The following is a 20,289-nucleotide window of genomic DNA, read 5'->3' as shown; positions in this document are numbered from 1 at the left end:
GGAAAACGGCGGATTTATTGAAAGGTATAGGCGGGCAAAGAGGCTTTAAATTCCGCGGAACGACCAATCGGCTCACCGGCTACTTTGGACTGCTCTGCAAACTGGCCAACAGTGTAAACCGTAATGCGACGACGATTTTCAATCACATCCTCTACAAAGAACTGCTGCCACTGTTGATAAGTCAACGACTCCATGGCAGCGACCAATTGGTCACGGAAATCAAACTGATAATAATTCTGGCTAATATCCTGCCAATAACGCTGCGCTTGCTGCCCGAGGTTTTGAGGCTCCTCAGTCAACTTAGACAGCACTGCATTACGCTGTTGATCAAAATCCTGCTCACTGATATCAGCCAATGTGGCAAAGCGCTGTTGAATAAACCGGTTAATTTCCTGCTCTAATTTTTCAGGACCTGCAACAGGTGACTGCACCAGAAAATACAAACCCGGCACATCCATTAAGGGATAAGCACCGGAGGTCACAATATAGCCCAACTGTTGCTCTGTTCTAAGGCTGGTATAAAAATCCGAGCGCAGTATTTGAGCCGTAACACCCATCGCTGCACGGCGGACTTTGTCGGTGTCCGGCGCCTGTATATAGAGCATTATCGACGCATCTGTGTACTGGCTTGGAATCTGGTGGGAGTAATGCTGTTCAGCTAACTGGCTAATCTCGATAGCAGCCGGAGGTGCTGTTTTATCTAATAGAGCGTTACTAACACTTTCGGCATAGCGCTGGGCATCTTGTTGCGCATAATTACCATAAACCAACATATCAATCTGCACAGCCGACAAGAATAACTCACGATAGGCTTTTACTTGCTGCAAAGTAACACGCTGGTAAACCGATAATAATTCTTTATCGGACCAGCTATTTTTGTACAGCAAGTCCGGCAGCTCATCCATAATCAGATGATACGGTTGCTGCTTATCTCTATTTTCCAACTGACGAATATGCTCCAGCTTAATATCCTCAAAGCGCTCAGCATTAAAGGCTGGCGATGACAACGTCGCCAGTATTTCCTGAAGCAACAAAACCTGCTTATCACTAAAGCCATTAATTTTTACCGAGAAACCACGAGCATGGGCATTAAGGGAATAATTCAAACCAGCCAGCGTTGCCGAGTAAGACATTTCATTTAACTCATCGGCCAAAATGGCAGCCAGCAACTGTAAACTCACACGATGCTCAGCTGAATCGTTAGCAACCGGCGAACGAACACTAAACAATAAACTACCCCGCGGGGAAGCAAACTTATCCGCCGATTTAAACCACAGGCGCAAGCCATCTTTATCGCTTATCAAGGCAGGCACATCCATCGCAATTTTCGGTTTTACGATCGATAAATCTTCCGCGATAAACAGATTTTCTTCGGGCAACGTAATCTGCTGATTAATTCCGGCACTGGCCCAGGCACTGATTTTTTCTGCATCGGTTTTACTGACACTGTAATCAGCCTGATAGAAATACGTTGTCTTATCTGTTTCTACCGAAGGCGCAGTTAAGGTCACCATACTATTTTGCGGTGTTAAGTAGGCCAAATAGCGCGCCACCAAATCCGGGTCATAAGTGGTCATTAAAGACCCTGCCCTTAACAAATCCCGGGCTGGGTAGTAATGCATATCGGAGGATAGCGACATAGCGTAGGACATCGCCGGTGCTTTTTGCTGATAGCGAAACTGCTGCTCTGCTATGGCTTTTTGCTCGGTAAATAACCAGCCCATATTATCGGACTGCTTAATTCTATTAATCGCCTGAAAGACAGATGCCACCACCTCATCAGAGGCGGCAACACCGGACTCTGTTAATTGAATGGTGATATTAAAGGTAGCGCCGCCGTTATAACTTAAACCCAGACCCGCTCCCAAACCTTCAGCCCAACCCTGCGCTTTAAGATAGGACAACAAACTACCCTTGCCTTCATGACCAAGGATATTACCCAAAAAACTCATAGGCTTTTGCTGGTAGTACTGAATATCTTGCGGCGTCGGGAAAGCGATAGACAGCATACGCAGAGACTGCTCTGGCTTGATCGTAACCGTCATCGGTAAACTATCCGGCGTCAGCAAAGGTGGCTCAATAGTATCGACCTGCTTTTGATTATTACTAACCGCGGAAAATTTGCTGTTGGCCATTGCCTCAAGCTCATCTAAAGACTCGCGCCCAACCAACACCAGCGTCATAATACTCGCAGAATAATGCTGATCATAAAAAGCCAGCAACTGATCCCTTAAACTGCCATTGGCTGCTTTATCGCCATCGGTAGACAGGGTTTCCAGCGTACCCACACTTAACTTGGCAAAGGGGTGCTGCGGGTTAATCACCGCTTTAAAAATATCGGCACCTTTGCGGCGCTCATCTTTAATTTTGGCCGTGTACTCAGAGTGAACCGCATTTTTTTCACGCTCTACATACTCCTCAGTAAATAAAGGTGCCACAAAAAATTGCGCAAAGCGGTCTAAAGCCGGTTCAAAACTATCGGGATCAACATTAAAGAAATAATTGGTATGCTCGAAGGAGGTATAGGCATTATGGCTGCCACCATGAGCACTGATAAAGGCCTGATACTCCCCAGCTTCAGGGTATTTCTCTGTTCCCAAAAATAACATATGCTCTAAGAAGTGTGCCAAACCCTGATAAGCCTCCGGGTCTTGCCTGCTACCAATATTCACATCCAGAGAGGCAGCAGAGCGCTCTGTCTTGCTATCGGACACCAGCAGCACTTTCAGTTGGTTGGGCAAGGTAATGTAGCGATACTCGCGGCTATCATTTTCGCTTTTAATGACCCGCTCTTCATTACTGCCCCCGGTAATACACCGCTACAGGCCGCGAGCAACAACAGTGTACTGAGGAAAACAAAAGACAAAGTGATCACTGACTGAAAACGTCGGGAGAAACTTCTTATCATTGAGGACATATCCTGGTTATTCTTGTTCTGTTGACTAGCATTATTGGGCCACTGAGTTATCAGCACTGGCCGAAGGCCATGCATTAATTACTGCCTTGATTAACGTGGCTAAAGGGATGGCAAAGAACACTCCCCACAGGCCCCAAAACCCGCCAAATACCAGCACCGCCAAAATAATAGCGACTGGATGTAAATTCACCGCCTCGGAAAATAACAAAGGCACTAACACATTGCCATCCAAGGCTTGAATCACTGCATAGACAACAATCAGAGTCAAAAATTCAGAGCCCCAGCCCCACTGGAAAAAACCAATCATAGCGATAGGCAAGGTCACAACAGCAGCACCAATAAAAGGAATCACTACTGAAAAGCCCACTAACACTCCCAGTAAGGCGGCGTAATTTAGCCCCAATAAAATAAACACCAGATAACTCACCAAACCAACGATCACAATTTCGATAGCCTTGCCGCGAACATAGTTGGCAACCTGGTCATTCATTTCATGCCAAATCTTGCTAAGCATAGGGCGCTGTTCGGGCAAGAATCCCCCCATCCAATTCAACAACACCTGGCGATCCTTAAGGAAAAAGAACACCAGAATAGGCACCAGCACAATAAAAATTAAAATACCGACCACATTGGGAATTTTTGAAATTGAAAATGAGAGCACTGACTGTCCCATTTTGGCGGTCTCTGAGCGGGCTAAAACAATCCATTCCTGGATTTGTTGCTCGGTAAAAATGGACGGGTATTTTTCAGGCAGCACTAACATTAACTGCTGCCACTGGGACATCATCCCCGGCAACTCATTAAACAGATTGGCCATCTGGTTCCAGGCCAGCGGCAAAATAACTAATAAAGCGGTTAAAAACGTACCGACAAAGACGATAAAGGCAATCGTTACCGCCGCCCACTGCGGCACATTACGGGCGGTTAGCTGGCCAATAAGCCCCTGCATCATAAAAGCCAGGATAAGACTGGTAATCGCCGGCGCCAACATATTACCCATAGTGATTAGCACCACCATACTGATAGTAATCAGCAGTAACAGAATGATCGACTCTTCTTCTACAAAGATTTGATCAAGCCAGCGTCTAAAGATTTTTAACATAGCGTTTCCGTCAGTAATTTTGGCTTATTTTTTTTCCAGCAAATAATGGTAGATACCATCGACTTCCTGCCGCTGTAATAATGGGTGGCCACTGTGTTCGGCATAGACCTTAAAATCCCGCCAGGAGCCTTGATCCGTAGCCGTCACCAGTAACTGCTCACCACTGGCCATACTATTGAGCGCCTGCTTGGCCTTTAACAGCGGCATGGGACATGCTAAACCACAGGTATCCAATGTACGTATTGACGCTGTCATAGTGATGGGGGCAACTAAGGGCTGATAAAGGCCGCTAGTATAGCTGGATGATTGTGCAGACCCAAGTTATTAGCGCTGTTAAGCCATTTGGGGAATTTTTAAGCGATAAGTCATCTAATACCTGTAACACTGGGCAAATTAGCGCAATTGCCCATAAACCGCTAAAGTGCGACTATTAAAACAAGATTTATCTGCATCAGGGAGCAACTCTCGTAGACGTGAAAAGCCTTAAACTCCCCTTATTGCTGTTGCTAGCAACACTGCTCACTGGCACCGCAAACGCCCAAACCAAGGAAGAGATTCAACTCCCTGAGCTGGGTGACGCGTCCTCCGCGCTATTCTCACTGGAGAAGGAATACCAACTGGGCCGCGCCTGGCTGCGAGTATTTCGCAGCCGAGTAGAAGCAATCAACGACCCTTTATTGCAAGACTATGTTGAAGAACTGACCTATAAACTGGCCACCCATAGCGAATTAAAAGACCGGCGATTGGATATTATTATCGTCAACAATCGCGCCATTAATGCCTTTGCGGTTCCCGGTGGAGTGTTGGGTATCCATAACGGCCTGCTCTTACAGGCTGAAACCGAAGCCCAATTTGCCTCGGTGATGTCACACGAATTGGCGCACCTTAGCCAGCGCCATTTTGCCCGCAGCGTAGAGGCGCAAAAACGAAATGCCATTCCTAATATGGCTGGCTTATTAGCCGGTATCATCCTGGCCGCCACCGAAGGCGGCAGTACCGGTATGGCAGCAATTGCCGCTACCCAGGCAGCCAGCCTGCAAAATCAACTGCGCTATAGCCGCCTGCATGAACAGGAGGCTGACCGTGAAGGGATGCAAACCATGGCAAGAGCTGGCATGGACCCCAGTGCCGCCGCCGGTATGTTCGAGGTCATGCAACAAGCCTCACGCTATTATGGCAATAGACCACCGGAATTTTTATTAACCCACCCTGTCACCGAAAGCCGAATTAGCGATGCGCGCAACCGCTCCCGTCAATATCCACGGAAAATGTATACCGATAATGCCAACTTCCAATTAATGCGGGCACGGGTGGAATTAAGTTTTATTGAAAATAGTAAAGAGGCTGTTAAACGCTTTCGCGCCAAAGTTGCCAAACCCAGCCGTTTCCCCGATGCCGATGAATATGGACTGGTACTGGCATTGACAGCCAATAGCGAGTTTGATGAGGCACAAAGCCGATTAAATACACTGATCCAGGCCTCACCGAATGAAATCAGCTATATGTTGGCACAAGCGGAATTAAATATGGCTTCCGGTCAGTTACTGGAAGCCATAAATTTATTAGAAGGTGCCCTGTCTTTCACCCCAAACAGCCATCCTATCAGCATGACACTGTCCAGAGCCTACTTATTGGCCAACCAACCCCACAAAGCAGAAGCCCTGCTGGAACAGCATACCAAGGTCAAACCCAATGACCCCTCTGTCTGGTTTTTGCTAGCAGAAACCAATGGTCTGGCGGGCAATATTGTCGGCGTACACCGCTCTAGGGCAGAGTATTTTGTGCTTAATGGTGTATTGGACCGAGCAGCCAGACAACTAACTTACGCGCTGCCCTTGGTGAAGGGCGATAATTTAACGTCGGCAAAAATCAAACAGAGGATTGTGCAAATTAAGCAAATGGAAGCGCAGATGAAAAACCTTTAGGTTAGGCATAAGGCCATTGCGGTCAAAGAGAAGACCGTAGGGTGGATTATAATCCACCGGTTATGGCAGCTACTGGCTGGGTTTGGTGGATTGTAATTCACCCTACAATGTTTGGCGGTTGATCGAGTACTGAAATGCCTTATTGGCTTAGAACGCCGACACGACAATACGCTCGGTATTATTTTAGGCATTTGCCTCAAATAGCTATGCGCGAAGGCGGGAATGACAGACGCAAACAACAGAGCGACAAGAACTCAGTAACTACAGCCTTTATTTACCCGCAGAAAAATTCAACATCCGCGTCAAAGGTTTCATCGCCTGCTCGCCCAACAGCTGATCGACAAAGACTTCGCTAGCCCCCGTCTCTAACACATTGGCCAGGTTATCCAACCCATTCATTGCCATCCATGGGCAATTGGCACAACTGCGACAAGTCGCACCACTACCGGCGGTGGGGGCAACAATAAATTCTTTATCGGGAATTTGCTGCTGCAACTTATAAAAAATCCCTTGATCGGTAGCCACAATAAACTGCTTATTCGGCAAGGTTTCAGCAGCATGAATAATCTGCGAGGTGGAACCTACATAATCAGCCATCTTAACCACCGGCTCTGGCGACTCAGGATGTACCAGAATCGCCGCATCCGGATAGACTTGCTTGAGGTCTTCCAGGCCTTTGGCTTTAAATTCTTCGTGAACAATACAGGCCCCATCCCACATCAAGACATCGGCGCCGGTTTCACGCTGTACATAGCTGCCCAAGTGCTTATCGGGTGCCCATAGAATTTTTTCGCCCTGGGCATCCAGATGCTCCACAACCTTTAGTGCAATACTGGAAGTGACTACCCAATCCGCACGGGCCTTTACTGCAGCCGAGGTATTGGCATAAACCACCACAGTACGGTCTGGATGCTGATCACAAAACGCCGAAAACTCATCCGCGGGGCAGCCGATATCCAAAGAACAGGTCGCCTCTAACGTAGGCATTAAGACGCGTTTTTCAGGAGACAAAATCTTGGCTGTTTCACCCATAAACTTAACCCCGGCAACCACCAGAGTTGAAGCGGGGTTATCGCGACCAAAGCGGGCCATTTCTAAAGAGTCTGAAACACAGCCGCCGGTTTCTTCAGCCAACTCCTGAATAATAGGGTCAGTATAATAATGCGCGACAATAACCGCGTTCTCGCGAACTAACAGATCCTTTATGCGCTGCTTAAACTCAGCCTGCTGAGAGCCACTGAGGGCTTGGGGCTGATGCAAATGGTCCAGATGATCACGAACTAATTGCTGATCGGCAGCATCGTGAGACATAACAGCTTCTGACATGTAGATTAATAACCTCTTACCAGGAATAAGGCGAAATAAATATTATCGGCGGGATTTTAACAGAAAAAACGCCTAAAGCCGATTACCCCTGTATATACTCCAAAGGAAGCTGAGTGGTTTGCTTCATTGTCTCCATAACAAAGCTGGAACTAACATCAAATAAATCCGCCTTAATCAACTGCTGGTAGAGCTGATCATAGCCCGGCATATCCGTTACCACGGCCTTAATCAGGTAATCCAGGTCCCCACTCATACGATATACCTCCAACACCAGGGGCAGCCCTTCAATGACCTGCCTAAACTGCTCTGACCACTGATCATTATGTTGATGGGTGCGTATGGAGATATAGACCGTTAAGGGTAAATTCACCTGCTGTTGGTCTAACAAAGCCACTCGTTCTTTTAGGATGCCATCCGCCTCCAACTTCTGGATACGGCGCCAACAGGCAGACTTTGAAATACCGACACGCTCAGCCAGCACCCCAACCGACAGGGTGGCATCTTGCTGCATTAGCGACAGTATCGCCTTATCTTGTTTGTCCATTTTTACGGCCTTTCAGCATTTAAAGGAACAATAATCCACATATTTATAATATTAAAGCACAAAATTCCGGAAAAACCTCAATCAAAGGAGTATATAGAGACAATGTTTATTCTGTAAACCTCTATGATCTACCCAACTTTTCAGCCACATTGACAGCGAAGCCAGCCATGACCGACTCACAGACATTAATCGATACCATCCGCTCGGGCCTTATTGGTGATAAAACCCTCATTCCAACAGCCTTTGGCCAAAAACCGCTGGTCTATGCCGATTACACAGCCTCTGGCAGAAGCCTGAGCTTTATTGAAGACTATATTCGCGACAAAGTACTGCCCTTCTATGCCAACACCCACACTGAAACCTCTTATACCGGTGCCCACACTACCGCCCTGCGTGAGCAGGCAAGACAGATTATCCGCCAGGCACTAAAAGGAACTGCCGATGACCAGGTTATTTTTTGCGGCCCCGGCGCCACCGCAGCTATTAACAAACTGATTGATATTCTCAACCTGCGCCTTCCTGCGGATTTAGCCGAGCGCTACCAACTACTGGATCAAATCCCAGCGGAACAACGTCCGGTGGTTTTTATTGGCCCCTATGAGCATCACAGCAATGAACTACCCTGGCGTGAATCGATTGCTGACGTGGAGGTTATTCCTCTCAATCAAGAAGGCCAGCTAGATACCGACGTGCTGCAACAAAAACTGCAAGACTATCAGCAGCGTCCATTAAAAATTGGCAGCTTCTCAGCGGCCTCCAATGTGACCGGTATTAAAACCGATACCGACCAGGTCTCTGCCCTGCTCCATCACCATAACGCCATGGCACTGTGGGACTATGCTGCCGCAGCGCCCTATGTAGGTATTGATATGAATAGCCAAAGCGCCCATGGCGATAGCAGCAAAGATGCTGTATTTATCTCGACCCATAAATTTATCGGTGGCCCCGGCACGCCCGGCATTTTAGTGGTTAAAAAGCATTTGTTAAAGAATACGGTGCCCGCTGTGCCCGGCGGCGGCACGGTGCTTTATGTGACCCCGGAAGATCATCGCTTTATTGACAACCATGAGCGCCGCGAAGAAGGTGGCACCCCCGCCATTGTCGAATCTATCCGTGCAGGTCTGGTATTTAAATTACAGCAGGATATCGGTACCGATGAAATCGAACGGCGTGAAGCAGACTTTGTTAAGCGCGCCATTGCCCTATGGCAACCGCATGACAATATCGACATTCTCGGTAATACCGAAGCCGATCAACTGTCCATTATGTCTTTGCGTATCAAGCATCAGGGCAAGGATTTGCATTATGGTTTTGTGGTCGCCTTACTCAATGATTTATTGGGTATTCAGGCTAGGGGGGGTGTTCCTGTGCCGGACCTTACGGCCACAGCCTGCTGGGTATGGATATGGCGTATAGTAAAAAATTGGAAGCCGAGATTGTAACAGGCCAAATTATTCTTCGCCCAGGCTGGGTGCGATTAAACTTTAACTACTTTATTGATGAAGAAGTTTTTCATTATTTAATCCATGCCATCATCTTAATTGCCGAACATGGCTGGCGCTTACTGCCCTATTATTGCTTTGACAATCATACCGGTTCATGGCGCTATCAAAATAGCCAAAACCGGTTAACGGAAAATGTATCGCAGCTGGATTTCAGCACAATAGCCAGCGTTGACAGCACCGCAAGTCAGCCTATTGCACTGGAAGATTATTTAGCAGCAGGCAAAGAGCAATTGCTGAAGCCAAGACAGAATGAGCAGCGCTATGATCTGGATTTGCCAGCCAGCTGTGAGCCACTACGCTGGTTTACCCTACCGCAGCATATTGAAATCGACCAGAGCAGTGCCGCAGCCCTATGACCATTGTTATCGGCCTATGTATTGGTCTGGTACTCGGGCTAACGGGTTCTGGTGGTTCTATTTTAGCGGTGCCTTTATTTTTAGTGGTATTGGGCTTAGAGCCGGTAGCCGCCATTGGCCTGTCTTTAGGCGTGGTGGCGGCCAGCGCCTTAATGGGCGTTGCCGGGCATTTACGCTCCAGAAATATCCAGTGGTTGCCGGCGATGGTATTTGCCGTGATCGGCAGTGCCTTTACTCCCCTTGGTCACTTTATTGCCAAACAACTTCCTGACAGCATTATTATGCTGGGCTTTAGCTTTTTGATGCTAGTCGTCGCTGTGCTTATGTGGAAAAAATCCAATCTGGCACCGGAAGAAACTAAAGTGGTTAGAGCTGGCCACTATCAACAGCAAAACACCATCGCCCTTTGCCGCGTTAATCATATGCAGCCATTTCAGCTCGGTTTGCCTTGTATTCTGGGTGTTAGCGGTGGCGCGATGGTTACCGGCATACTCTCAGGGCTGTTTGGTGTTGGCGGTGGTTTTATTATCGTGCCGACGTTGATTTTTTTGTTACATATTACGATCCAACAAGCGGTTGCTACTTCCCTATTCATTATCAGCTTTATCAGCAGCGCCGGTTTCATTAACTATGCGCTTTCCACACCTAAAATAGATTTTACCCTGCTTGGCGAAGTTATTCTGGGTGGCGGCATCGGTATGCTGTTAGGGCTTTTATCCAGCCGTTATATATCCGGCCCTAAACTACAAAAACTCTTTGTAATCGCCATGCTATCCATGGCGCTATTAATTATTAACAGGCAGCTACAGTGATTATCCAGCAATTATTTGAGCCCAACTCAAGCAGCTTTTGTTATTTGGTCGCCGACCAACAACAAGGCAAAGCACTATTGATTGACCCGGTCAAAGAACAGCTCGATCACTATCTGCAATTATTACAACAACACAGGCTGACACTGGTTGCCAGCATCGACACCCATGTGCATGCCGATCATATTACGGCACTGGGCGATTTAAGAGAGTACACCGGCTGCGAAACCATTATTGGCCACCCTTCAACCATGAGCTGTGCAGATCGACAAGTTCAACATAACGATATTATTCAGTGTGGTGATATTAACCTGCATGCCATCTATACACCGGGGCATACTGAAGACTCTTATTGTTTTTATATTGACGAAGACGAAGGCTACTTATTTACTGGCGATACCTTATTAATTAATGGCACGGGGCGTACCGATTTTCAACAGGGTTCGAGTCAGGCTCTATACCATAGTTTATTTGATAAAATTCTCAGCCTGCCCGATAGCACGACCGTTTACCCCGGCCATGATTACAAAGGCCAGCAATGCTCTACCATTGCCAAAGAGCGAGTCAACAACCCCAGATTACAAGTGAGCAATTGGCAGGAACTGGCACAAATTTTAGATCAGTTAAATTTGCCAAGACCCCAGTTAATGGACATTGCCGTACCCGCCAACCAGAGCTGTGGCAACGCCCTTACTGCTGACTAGCCGCCGCCATCAGCCGCTCACGCATCCAGCGGTTAGCCTGATCATTATCAGCACTCTTATGCCAGTATAAATGCCAATCCAGCGTGGCCAATTCAAAGGGCAACTCAACAATTTTTAAATTAAGCCGACGAGCCAATGCCCGAGGCAAAGTCCAGGCTAAATCGGTATGTTCAATAATTCGCGGTGCCACCATATAGTGCTGTACCCTAACAGCAATACTGCGAGACAGCCCCATCCGCTGCAAGGCGATATCCACATGCCCCGCCCCACTCCGTCGGCTGGACACATGCACATGGTCTAGCGCGATATATTGCTCTATCGATATCTTTTTCTTCACCTCAGGGTGATTTTCCCGCACCACACAGACATAGTCTTCACTGGAGAGCGGCACCTGCATTAAATTGGGAGAATTGACCAACGGCGCATCGATGGCCAAATCCAGCTGACCAGAGGCCAAGTCCTTAACCAGCTCATCACGGCTCACGTAATAGCAGCGGGTTTTTATTTGCGATGACTGCTGGGTTAGCTCTTCCAACAGCGGCGGTAGCAACATAAATTCCGACAAGTCATTCATACTTAAGTTAAAGGTTTTTTCCGTTCTTAAAGGATCAAAAACTGCCCCTTCATTTAAGCTGAAATTTAGCAAGGTCAGGGCCTCACGGACCTGGGCAATAATATTATCGGCCACCGGTGTTGGCTCCATACCGCGGGGGTTGCGAACAAATAACTCATCATCAAACACATCCCGCAAGCGATTTAGCGCATTACTCACGGCGGGCTGGGTTAGGTTAAGTACCTCCGCCGCTCTAGTAAGGTTGCGCTCGCTATAAATCACATCGAACATAACAAATAAATTGAGATCAACCCTATCCAGTCTCATAAACCCTCACTAAAACACATAATTATTGCCTCCAGCTAGCGTCATTCCCGCTCAGGCCCATGGCACTCCGAATACATCCATTGGCCCGTAGGGTGGATTATAATCCACCGCTTATAACGGCGCCGGGCTGGGCTTTGGTGGATTATAATCCACCCTACAAGGCCCGAGCGTTTGTTGAGCCTTGAAAGCTGTTAGTGGACTAGCGACATTACAGGAGCGGCAGCCATTAATCAGATCAATATCTAAGCATTAATAAAATAAATTTTGAAAATAGTACTGCAAGCCTTAAAATCCGTCCACGTTTAATCACCTACACTCCATAGCAATGACCGATATCACGCTGGTAAGACATGGCCAAGCCTCTTTTGGCGCCGATAATTACGACCAACTTAGCCCTCTGGGAGGACAACAAGCCATTTGGTTAGGTGAACACCTGCAGCAGCGAGACGCCAGCTTTGACCGGGTATTAATGGGCACCCAGCTAAGGCACCGGCAAACCGCCGAGGGGATTGTTAGTTCAATGGCTGGCAGCCCGGATTTTGAAACCCATAGCGGCTTTAATGAATATGACTTTACCGCGCTAGTAGAAGCCTTCTCCGCGCAGTATCCAGAGCAAACCCACTCTGAATATCAGGACCGTCGCCACTTCTATGTCATCTTACGTCGCGCACTCATGGTCTGGTCTGAAGATGGTATTAGCGGCCTACCTGAAAGCTGGGGTGAATTTAACCAAAGAATTAGCGATGCCATGGCCTTCGCCACTGAGCAACCCACAGCCAAAGTGCTGATTGTCAGCTCCGGCGGCCCCATCTCAATGATTATGAAACAGACCCTTGAACTGGGTACCGAACAAATGATCTCTCTGAACCTGCAGGTGATTAACACCAGCGTCAGCCGCTTTTTAAAAACCAGCAAAGCGACTCACCTGATGAGTTTCAACAATATCCCCCATCTGGACCACCCCGAAAGGATGGATAGCATTACTTATAGTTAGAGCGCTACAATAGCCCGCGACTGAACAAACAACGATAAACACCCGGAGTACAAATAATGTCAACAGACCCACATAGCTTTGATGAAGCCACCCTCGCAAGCTACCTGGAGCAACACGTTGAAGGCTTTAAAGGCCCACTGACCGCCAAGAAATTCCCCGGCGGCCAATCCAACCCCACCTTTGCGATTAGCGCCGAAAGCGGCAAATATGTGCTGCGCCGCAAGCCACCTGGTGAGTTATTAAAATCCGCCCATGCCGTTGACCGTGAATTTCGTGTTATTCAAGCCTTGGCCGACACCGCCGTTCCTGTTGCCAAGGTTTACCACCTTTGCGAAGACGACAGTATTATTGGCAGCATGTTCTATTTGATGGAATATGTAGAAGCCACCGTGTACTGGGATGCCGCCCTGCCAGAGATGAATAACCAGCAGCGCAGTAAAATTTACGATGAAATGAACCGCGTATTGGCAGAGATGCATAAGGTGGATATTCATGAAGTTGGCCTCAGCGACTACGGCAAGCCCGGTAACTATTTTGACCGTCAGCTAGGTCGCTGGAGCAAACAATACCGCGCCTCAGAAACTGAAACCATTGAAGAGATGGAACAGTTAATGGTGTGGCTGGACGCTAATAAACCGGAAGATGATGGTCGTGTTAGCCTGGCCCACGGTGATTTCCGTTTAGATAATATGATGTTTAACCCCGACACCCAGGAAGTGAAAGCGCTGGTGGATTGGGAACTATCAACGCTGGGCCACCCTTTTGCAGATCTGGCTTACCAGTGTATGCAATTGCGTTTGCCCCAGGGCGGCAACCTGTCCGGTTTAGCTGGCATTGATCGTGCAGCTTTAGGTATCCCCTCTGAAGAAGAATATATCGCCCTGTACTGTGAGCGCATGGGTATCGAAAAAATCGATAACTGGAATTTCTATGTAGCGTTTAGCTTTTTCCGTCTGGCCGCAATTTTACAAGGTGTTAAAAAGCGCGCACTGGATGGCAATGCCTCCAGCAAAAAAGCAATGGAGATGGGTGCATTAGTAAAACCCTTAGCGGAAGCTGCTGCTGAACTCATAAAATAACAACCCGTTATCCCCGACTGCCCTGACCGTAGGGTGGATTATAATCCACCAACACCCAGCCCAGAGCAGTCATAAGCGGTGGATTATAATCCACCCTAGGCCCCGGTGCGAAGACTGGAAACCAGATTCACGCCTACACGGGAATAACAGCAGAAGATAACCAAGGGAAAGCCTGGCATGATCACTCTGGACTACAGCAATAAAGTCGTATTAATCACGGGTGCCGGTGGCGGTATGGGCAGACTGGCCGCAGAAAAATTTGCCGAAGCAGGTGCTTCTCTTGCACTGTCTGATATTAACTATGACAACCTCAAAAGTCTGCAAGACACGCTACCTGTCGAGTGCTTTATCGGCCAATGCAATGTCGCCAACCCTGAAGAGATTGAACGCTTTACCGAACAAGCCTACCAACACTTTGGCCGTATTGATGTGGCCATTAACAATGCCGGCATACTGCACCCACAAAATAAATTAGCCGATATCGCCATAGACGATATCGACAGCCAACTCACTATTAATGGCCGCGGTGTTTTTCTGTCGATGAAATATGAGCTGCAAAAAATGCAGCAACAGGGTTCAGGTGTTATTCTTAATATGTCATCCGCCGCAGGTATTTTTGGTGCGCCGGGTGCCTCGGCCTATGCCGCCGCCAAACACGCGGTTACCGGTATGACCCGCAGCGCAGGCTTGGAATATGCCCGCTATGGCATCCGGGTTAATTGTTTATGCCCATCGTTTATCGATAGCCCGATGGTGGATGAGTTTGATAAAAACTCCAGCGTTAAAAAGGACCGCTTAGCCGCGGCCAACCCGATGAAGCGCTTAGGAACTATGGACGAAGTGGTGAATACCATGCTGTGGGTTTGCTCAGATTACAATAGCTATATGAACGGCCAGGCTATTGCTATTGATGGTGGCCTGACTGCACTGTAAAACCCCCATAGCCACCGCTGACATGTACCGCCTCTTTATCTAAATCCTCGCAAAAAGCCATCACCGCCGCTGTGGTCTTATCGGATACATGCGCTTCCTGTACCACTTCAGCCATTTTTACGGCCAGCGCCGGATTAAAAAAATGCAGGTTTAGAACTTGATCAGGGCGGGTGGTTGCAGCGGCAAAATTGGAACTGGCAATAGCGGCGCTATTAGAGGCTAAAATAGTATGCGGAGGTGTCAGGCGGTCCAACTGGCAAAATAAATCACGTTTGATCTCAAGATCTTCTACGATGGCTTCAATCACCAGATCCGCCTCCTGCACCGCTTCTTCCAAACTATTCACAAAAACAATACGCCCACGTACCTGCTTAACCTGCTCCGGCGTTAAATCACCGTTGGCGATTTGCTCGACCAAATAGTCGTCGACAAAGGCATCGGCCCTGACCAGGCTAACCGCATTAATATCAGTGCATTTAACGCTAAATCCCTTGATCGCCCCGTGCAGAGCAATTTGATACCCCCGGGTGCCTGCACCAATAACCGCTACATTATTTATTTTTTTACTCATACACTTAGCCCTCAACCCGAACAACATCTTCAAATAGTTTGGCTAACACAAAAATGCGCGACATATCATGTCTGATCCAACACCATTAACCCAGAGCAAAAGTGACAAAAATATTTAACACTTTTGACAGGCTGTTAGCCGCCATGGGTGCGCCATAAACGTGATAAAAACCGACTACTTGCCTTGGGACAGGCTTGTGCCTCTTGCTTAGGACTGTCCGCTTTACTAAAACTGGTGATTGCGCCCTGCAAGCGCGACTCAGGCATTCTGGAGAAAATAGAACACTTGGCTTTTTTAGCCAGAGAAATAAACCGCATCGCCAGCTCAGCACTTTGCTGCAAACCCAGCTGACCTTGCGGGTCAATGATCTTATTGAGCTGCTGGCTAATCCGCTCAGGCGTTTGTGCTTTGGGCGATAGATGAATACCCTCCGTCTCATAGGTACGGCTTGCGCTATAACACCCTTCCCCAGCCGACAAACTAAACCGCGCTGGCGCCTGATCACTGACCAAATACATCATAGCTGCGGTAATCGATGCGATTGAATCTGCAGGACGATAGCTATCATCAATCAGGCCACCCAAGGGCTGCGAGCTAACCACCGGCGACAAGGTATTGACCCGAATACCGTAGCGTACGCCTTCAAGATGCAGTGCATGCATCAAACCTATTAGCCCCATATTGGCAACACCATCGTTGGCATGACCATAATTGCCATAAACACCCGTCGACGAAGTCAGCATCAGAATACGGCCATAATTCTGCCTCTTCATTACCTCCCAAACCGCTTTACAACAGGTCACGGCCCCATTAAATTGGCATCGATCACCAGACTAAAATCTTCAAGGCTCATTTTTGAAAAGCTCTGGCCTCGTGACTGTGCCGTGGTATTGACCAATATATCAATACGGTCCCACTGCGCTAGCGCCCGCTCTACCATCGCAGTCACCTGGCCTGGTTGTGACACATTGGCGTGATCGGCCATCGCAGTCCCGCCTAAAGCCTGAATATCCGCCACCACCTGCTCAGCCCCATACAGGTCATTGACCACCACCCTGGCACCCCGTGCTGCTAATGCCATCGCATGGGCACGACCCAGACCCGTAGCTCCCCCTGTTACAATCGCGACCTGCTGGTTATAACAAATTGTCATTCTCTTACCTCACTGTTTGGCAACGCAGTGTTAATCATGCGCGGCTTTCCGACAGGAATAAATGACAGTAAATACATAAAAATTTAACATTTTTGACCAAGGTTTTTTTGACAGCTAACCGCTTTTTGATAACGGCTTACCGACGCTAACGGGCGAGGATTATTGCGCCCTTCACGCAAAGCCAGCCTTATCGCTTCGTCTATCCGGCTCCACTCACGCTCAATCGTGCGGCTTAATGCCAAACCCTCTGGTAATACATCACCCCGCCCGGCACCACTGATATAAACGCCAAATACCGGTACACTTAAAGCTCTGGCCATAGCAATCTCCTGACTGACATTGGTCGCTGTGGCCATATGCTTTCCAGAGAGCACAATTAACAACTGGCAGAGGTTTATCTTGTCTTTCACAATTGCCTGCCAGCGACTGGGCTTTATCGATGACGGAGCTGACCAGGCAAGCAACTTCAACGTAAGGCACGATTGAATCATCCCCCCCTCAAATAACTGTTTTTCAACTTCATCATTTTCAATATCAAAACTGACAAAAATTTTTACGGCCGCCATACCGGTTTCTCTATGCAATACAGTGAGTACCAGTATGGGGATCACCCAGGGCGGGCTACAGAGCGCTAATGACAAAAAGAATTAACAATTCTGACAACAATGACAAAAATGCATATTCATCCCAACAAAGATGCCTAACCACACCCGCCGGTTAAAAATCAACCAATAAGTTTGAAATTACTGTACTTTCGACCTATAAGGATAAATACCTATGGCAATCGCCCCCAGAAAACCTATGGTAAGGAAAGGATAAATAAAGACGCCTTAAGCGATACCTGTAGCATAAAGGCGGCCAGATAGATGGACTGGATTAAAGGAGTAAGCATGCAAGAGTATGGAATTGGCGTTATTAGCTGCGCCCCTCAACAGATAGCGTCATACTGCGATAAAAATGTCTTCGCGCCACTGGTGGCAGAAACGCCAGAGAAGCTGATCGCAGATCAAGATAACGACACCATTCGCTTAGTTGTGATTGACCAACCCAGCAACCCCGCCTGGGATAACGACTTTTATAGTGATGTTAAAAACCACTTCTCACCACAAGGCATTCCAATTGTCATTATGGTGGATGAGGACATTTCGCTACAGAGCAAGATAGATACAATCGAAGCTGGCTTTAGCGATATTATCCAAATCGGTGATTCTATCGACAGCATCAGTACCCGCTTTGTCAGTGAGATCTACCATCAGGTAGCCGACTCCGAACTCAAACTCAATATCCAACAGGCACAAAGCGCTGCCATGTCGGCCATGAAAGAGTCCAGCAATCTGGGCCAAAATATTCAGTTTTTATTAAAAATTCAGGGCTGTGACGACCTCAGCCAGCTTGGTCTGGTATTTTTTCAAACCATTGAAGAATACGGCCTGCATTGCAGCCTGCAACTGCGCAGTGAATTTGGCACCCATAATATGACCAATAACGGCATGCAGCGCACGCTGGAATCAGAACTGCTCGATAAACTGAAAGACCACGGGCGCTACTACGACTTTGGTCAACGTACAGTGGTCAACTACGGCAGCATCTCATTGCTTATCCGCAATATGCCGGAAGATGAAATATTATACGGACTGGTAAAAGACAATACCTTTACCCTATTGCAAGGTCTGGATGCCAAAGTCCATGCACTGGATGAACATATCCAATTGGAGAATGAAAAACAGGCACTGGAACAACTCTCTTGCAGCGTCGCTGAAGTAATGAAAGACATTGAAGGTGAGTTTCAGGGCGTGATGCTAAAAATTGTCGATGTGGTTGAAAATATGGCAGAGAATATTGAGAGTAATATTCCACTACTGTTGTTAAATGAAGAACAGGAAAAGTTTGTACTTAATACCGTGGGCGGCTGCGTACAAAAATCCAATCAGGTATTTTCTGAAGGCCTGCATATCGACAAGCACTTTGAAGGTTTAATTAGCGGCATTGAAGAAACCTTACAAAACGCCAAAAAAATCAGTCAGGTAAAAGATATCGAACGGGAAGAACATAAATTACAGGCAGTGGCCGGGTCGGATATTGAGTTATTCTAAATAGCCCCCTCTGATGCAAGGTAGAAAAGAAGTTATACCGACAGTGTATCAGAGGGAATATTAGCCTCTTCGAGAAACTGCCTGACCACGCTATGGCAGCCCTTAACAAAACCAGCCTCTTGCTCACTCATCGCGGAATAAAACGCCCCATGTTTGACGTCAAACAAAGAGACCGCCGCAATCATAAGGCATTCGCCCTCTGTTTTGGCCTGAGTCATTAACTCAATCGTGGTATAGCCCTGAATATACTTCTTGCTAGCCATGGACCGTAAAAAAGCGGGTTTGATGGTATTGGGGATACCAGGGTTTAACATTGTTGACATAGGAAGAGCCTCTCTACCGAAATACTGCACAAAATAGCCTTGTATGTAATAAGACACTTCTAGCAGTAAAATCCCCACCTTGATCGAGTCAATAATTATTGAAGCCCCCTATTCCCTACCATAGATTGTGGCAGGATGGCGTCACAGCGCCCCTGCTTTATTAAAAGCGGTTATTAAATCTTATTGCGTTATAAGCCCATTTAATACAATCTGCCTAGCGCTCTGCCACGTAAGTACCTTATGAACATCTTTGTGCTAGACGATAATATTGAACGCTGTGCCCAATATCACTGTGATAAACATGTGGCAAAAATGATTCTTGAAAGCGTGCAAATCCTGTGTACCGCGCTGAACAAAAAAGCCATTGCCACGCCCTATAAATCCACCCATATCAAACACCCCTGCGTACTGTGGGCAGAGCAGTCCTATGATAATTTTGAATGGTTGTGCTATTTAACCCAAGCCCTAAACACCGAGTACCGATGGCGCTATAACAAACCTAAAGATCATGCCTCTATCGCCGTATTAAAAGCTATTGAGCCCCACCGTTTTGAGCGCAACGGTTTGCTACCCTTTGCCCAAGCTATGCCTGACAGCTACAAGCAGCCTGATAACGCGGTGGCCGCCTATCGGCAGTTTTATTGTCAGGACAAAGCCAGCTTTGCCCGCTGGACCAAACGAGCAACACCTGCGTGGTTTTTATATGGACAAGCTAACTGATCCAGACAATGAGGTCGAACATCAAAGGCGCGGCGCTCAAGTCGGTAGCTGCCCTCTGTGCCAACGACAAACCAACTTAACCTTCCATCACCTGATTCCCAAAAAAATGCACCGGCGCAGCTTTTTTAAAAAGCACTATAAACGCCAGCAACTCGCTGCTGGTATCTATATCTGCCGGCAATGCCATACCGGTATACATACCCTATTTACTGAAATGACCCTGGCCAAAGAACTCAATACGGTTAAGCAACTCAGGCAGAATAAAGCCTTAAACAAGCATTGCCGCTGGGTAGCCCGGCAACATATCAGCCAGCCCGATCATCTACCGGTTCCGTTTTAGCGTATAATGCCAGTA

Annotated in this window: 20 protein-coding genes and 1 pseudogene; 11 read left to right on the top strand and 10 right to left on the bottom strand. The window is 47.6% G+C overall.

Going from position 1 to position 20,289, the window contains the following annotated elements:
* Positions 1-14: 14 nt before the first annotated feature.
* From BST96_RS15035 to BST96_RS15025, 3 genes are all read right to left on the bottom strand, one after another.
* Positions 15-2,714, bottom strand: coding sequence for an insulinase family protein (locus BST96_RS15035; RefSeq protein ID WP_157117977.1), 2,700 nt, complete (start codon positions 2,712-2,714; stop codon positions 15-17).
* A 234-nt stretch (positions 2,715-2,948) separates the two neighbouring features.
* Positions 2,949-4,019, bottom strand: coding sequence for an AI-2E family transporter (locus BST96_RS15030; protein ID WP_085759491.1), 1,071 nt, complete (start codon positions 4,017-4,019; stop codon positions 2,949-2,951).
* 24 nt (positions 4,020-4,043) lie between these two features.
* On the bottom strand, positions 4,044-4,274 hold the full coding sequence (locus BST96_RS15025; RefSeq protein ID WP_085759490.1) for a sulfurtransferase TusA family protein: 231 nt from the start codon (positions 4,272-4,274) through the stop codon (positions 4,044-4,046).
* A 218-nt stretch (positions 4,275-4,492) separates the two neighbouring features.
* On the opposite strand from BST96_RS15025, the gene BST96_RS15020 reads away from it, so the two are divergent.
* Positions 4,493-5,944 carry a M48 family metalloprotease gene (locus BST96_RS15020; RefSeq protein ID WP_085759489.1) on the top strand — a complete coding sequence of 484 codons (1,452 nt, stop codon included), beginning with the start codon at positions 4,493-4,495 and terminating at the stop codon, positions 5,942-5,944.
* 270 nt (positions 5,945-6,214) lie between these two features.
* Here BST96_RS15020 and nadA read toward each other — a convergent pair whose 3' ends face one another.
* Both nadA and BST96_RS15010 read right to left on the bottom strand, forming a co-directional pair.
* A complete protein-coding gene (gene nadA / locus BST96_RS15015; RefSeq protein ID WP_240554814.1) occupies positions 6,215-7,270 on the bottom strand; it encodes a quinolinate synthase NadA in 1,056 nt (351 codons plus the stop codon).
* Positions 7,271-7,352: 82 nt separating this feature from the next.
* Positions 7,353-7,814, bottom strand: coding sequence for an Lrp/AsnC family transcriptional regulator (locus BST96_RS15010; protein WP_085759488.1), 462 nt, complete (start codon positions 7,812-7,814; stop codon positions 7,353-7,355).
* A 167-nt stretch (positions 7,815-7,981) separates the two neighbouring features.
* Between BST96_RS15010 and BST96_RS15005 the strand changes: the two genes are divergently transcribed.
* The 4 genes from BST96_RS15005 to BST96_RS14995 are packed head-to-tail and all read left to right on the top strand — an operon-like array spanning position 7,982 to position 11,188.
* A complete protein-coding gene (locus BST96_RS15005; protein WP_240554813.1) occupies positions 7,982-9,256 on the top strand; it encodes an aminotransferase class V-fold PLP-dependent enzyme in 1,275 nt (424 codons plus the stop codon).
* A complete protein-coding gene (locus tag BST96_RS21070; protein WP_240554812.1) occupies positions 9,220-9,675 on the top strand; it encodes a hypothetical protein in 456 nt (151 codons plus the stop codon). The genes BST96_RS15005 and BST96_RS21070 overlap by 37 nt, the downstream gene beginning before the upstream one ends.
* Positions 9,672-10,487 (top strand): sulfite exporter TauE/SafE family protein, encoded by an 816-nt coding sequence (locus BST96_RS15000; protein WP_085759487.1) that lies wholly within the window; start codon positions 9,672-9,674, stop codon positions 10,485-10,487. Before BST96_RS21070 ends, BST96_RS15000 begins: the two co-directional genes overlap by 4 nt.
* Positions 10,484-11,188 carry an MBL fold metallo-hydrolase gene (locus BST96_RS14995; protein ID WP_085759486.1) on the top strand — a complete coding sequence of 235 codons (705 nt, stop codon included), beginning with the start codon at positions 10,484-10,486 and terminating at the stop codon, positions 11,186-11,188. Before BST96_RS15000 ends, BST96_RS14995 begins: the two co-directional genes overlap by 4 nt.
* Here the strand turns inward: BST96_RS14995 and BST96_RS14990 are convergent.
* A complete protein-coding gene (locus BST96_RS14990; protein ID WP_085759485.1) occupies positions 11,175-12,068 on the bottom strand; it encodes a LysR family transcriptional regulator in 894 nt (297 codons plus the stop codon). The genes BST96_RS14995 and BST96_RS14990 overlap by 14 nt on opposite strands.
* 325 nt (positions 12,069-12,393) lie before the next feature.
* On the opposite strand from BST96_RS14990, the gene BST96_RS14985 reads away from it, so the two are divergent.
* The 3 genes from BST96_RS14985 to BST96_RS14975 all read left to right on the top strand — a co-directional run bounded on the left by BST96_RS14985 (position 12,394) and on the right by BST96_RS14975 (position 15,074).
* Positions 12,394-13,062, top strand: coding sequence for a histidine phosphatase family protein (locus BST96_RS14985; RefSeq protein ID WP_085759484.1), 669 nt, complete (start codon positions 12,394-12,396; stop codon positions 13,060-13,062).
* Positions 13,063-13,118: 56 nt separating this feature from the next.
* On the top strand, positions 13,119-14,141 hold the full coding sequence (locus BST96_RS14980) for a phosphotransferase family protein (RefSeq protein ID WP_085759483.1): 1,023 nt from the start codon (positions 13,119-13,121) through the stop codon (positions 14,139-14,141).
* Positions 14,142-14,318: 177 nt separating this feature from the next.
* Positions 14,319-15,074 (top strand): SDR family NAD(P)-dependent oxidoreductase, encoded by a 756-nt coding sequence (locus BST96_RS14975; RefSeq protein WP_085759482.1) that lies wholly within the window; start codon positions 14,319-14,321, stop codon positions 15,072-15,074.
* Here BST96_RS14975 and BST96_RS14970 read toward each other — a convergent pair.
* The 3 genes and pseudogenes from BST96_RS14970 to BST96_RS14960 all read right to left on the bottom strand — a co-directional run bounded on the left by BST96_RS14970 (position 15,046) and on the right by BST96_RS14960 (position 17,364).
* Positions 15,046-15,645 carry a 3-hydroxyacyl-CoA dehydrogenase family protein gene (locus tag BST96_RS14970; protein ID WP_169714015.1) on the bottom strand — a complete coding sequence of 200 codons (600 nt, stop codon included), beginning with the start codon at positions 15,643-15,645 and terminating at the stop codon, positions 15,046-15,048. The two genes, BST96_RS14975 and BST96_RS14970, sit on opposite strands and share 29 nt — an antisense overlap.
* A 134-nt stretch (positions 15,646-15,779) precedes the next feature.
* Positions 15,780-16,726, bottom strand: a pseudogene (locus BST96_RS20500) (SDR family oxidoreductase).
* 155 nt (positions 16,727-16,881) lie between these two features.
* On the bottom strand, positions 16,882-17,364 hold the full coding sequence (locus BST96_RS14960) for a TIR domain-containing protein (protein WP_085759480.1): 483 nt from the start codon (positions 17,362-17,364) through the stop codon (positions 16,882-16,884).
* A 324-nt stretch (positions 17,365-17,688) separates the two neighbouring features.
* Here BST96_RS14960 and BST96_RS14955 point away from each other — a divergent pair, with 324 nt between their 5' ends.
* Entirely contained in the window at positions 17,689-18,891 is a 1,203-nt protein-coding gene (locus tag BST96_RS14955; protein ID WP_085759479.1) for a hypothetical protein, read from the top strand.
* Between the two features lie 32 nt (positions 18,892-18,923).
* On the opposite strand, the gene BST96_RS14950 is transcribed toward BST96_RS14955, so the two are convergent.
* Positions 18,924-19,214 (bottom strand): hypothetical protein, encoded by a 291-nt coding sequence (locus tag BST96_RS14950; protein WP_157117973.1) that lies wholly within the window; start codon positions 19,212-19,214, stop codon positions 18,924-18,926.
* Between the two features lie 252 nt (positions 19,215-19,466).
* Between BST96_RS14950 and BST96_RS14945 the strand changes: the two genes are divergently transcribed.
* Entirely contained in the window at positions 19,467-19,934 is a 468-nt protein-coding gene (locus BST96_RS14945) for a hypothetical protein (protein ID WP_206045351.1), read from the top strand.
* Positions 19,918-20,274, top strand: a complete 357-nt coding sequence (locus BST96_RS14940; protein WP_085759476.1) for a hypothetical protein — start codon at positions 19,918-19,920, stop codon at positions 20,272-20,274. Before BST96_RS14945 ends, BST96_RS14940 begins: the two co-directional genes overlap by 17 nt.
* The last annotated feature ends 15 nt before the right edge of the window (positions 20,275-20,289 follow it).

This window comes from Oceanicoccus sagamiensis, assembly GCF_002117105.1.
In the GTDB taxonomy this organism is placed as follows: domain Bacteria; phylum Pseudomonadota; class Gammaproteobacteria; order Pseudomonadales; family Dasaniaceae; genus Oceanicoccus; species Oceanicoccus sagamiensis.
Note: the sequence above shows the minus strand (reverse complement) of the source record. Positions and strands in the feature narration are given on the sequence as shown.

Bases quoted from the DNA above. Each gene is read 5' to 3' on its own strand.
- BST96_RS15025 (WP_085759490.1), bottom strand. From the start codon at position 4,274: ATGACAGCGTCAATACGTACATTGGATACCTGTGGTTTAGCATGTCCC.
- BST96_RS14955 (WP_085759479.1), top strand. From the start codon at position 17,689: ATGCAAGAGTATGGAATTGGCGTTATTAGCTGCGCCCCTCAACAGATA.
- BST96_RS15005 (WP_240554813.1), top strand. From the start codon at position 7,982: ATGACCGACTCACAGACATTAATCGATACCATCCGCTCGGGCCTTATT.
- BST96_RS14950 (WP_157117973.1), bottom strand. From the start codon at position 19,214: ATGTCAACAATGTTAAACCCTGGTATCCCCAATACCATCAAACCCGCT.
- BST96_RS14940 (WP_085759476.1), top strand. From the start codon at position 19,918: ATGGACAAGCTAACTGATCCAGACAATGAGGTCGAACATCAAAGGCGC.
- BST96_RS14985 (WP_085759484.1), top strand. From the start codon at position 12,394: ATGACCGATATCACGCTGGTAAGACATGGCCAAGCCTCTTTTGGCGCC.
- BST96_RS14975 (WP_085759482.1), top strand. From the start codon at position 14,319: ATGATCACTCTGGACTACAGCAATAAAGTCGTATTAATCACGGGTGCC.
- BST96_RS15030 (WP_085759491.1), bottom strand. From the start codon at position 4,019: ATGTTAAAAATCTTTAGACGCTGGCTTGATCAAATCTTTGTAGAAGAA.
- BST96_RS15000 (WP_085759487.1), top strand. From the start codon at position 9,672: ATGACCATTGTTATCGGCCTATGTATTGGTCTGGTACTCGGGCTAACG.
- nadA (WP_240554814.1), bottom strand. From the start codon at position 7,270: ATGTCAGAAGCTGTTATGTCTCACGATGCTGCCGATCAGCAATTAGTT.
- BST96_RS14970 (WP_169714015.1), bottom strand. From the start codon at position 15,645: ATGAGTAAAAAAATAAATAATGTAGCGGTTATTGGTGCAGGCACCCGG.
- BST96_RS21070 (WP_240554812.1), top strand. From the start codon at position 9,220: ATGGCGTATAGTAAAAAATTGGAAGCCGAGATTGTAACAGGCCAAATT.
- BST96_RS15010 (WP_085759488.1), bottom strand. From the start codon at position 7,814: ATGGACAAACAAGATAAGGCGATACTGTCGCTAATGCAGCAAGATGCC.
- BST96_RS14990 (WP_085759485.1), bottom strand. From the start codon at position 12,068: ATGAGACTGGATAGGGTTGATCTCAATTTATTTGTTATGTTCGATGTG.
- BST96_RS14960 (WP_085759480.1), bottom strand. From the start codon at position 17,364: ATGGCGGCCGTAAAAATTTTTGTCAGTTTTGATATTGAAAATGATGAA.
- BST96_RS14980 (WP_085759483.1), top strand. From the start codon at position 13,119: ATGTCAACAGACCCACATAGCTTTGATGAAGCCACCCTCGCAAGCTAC.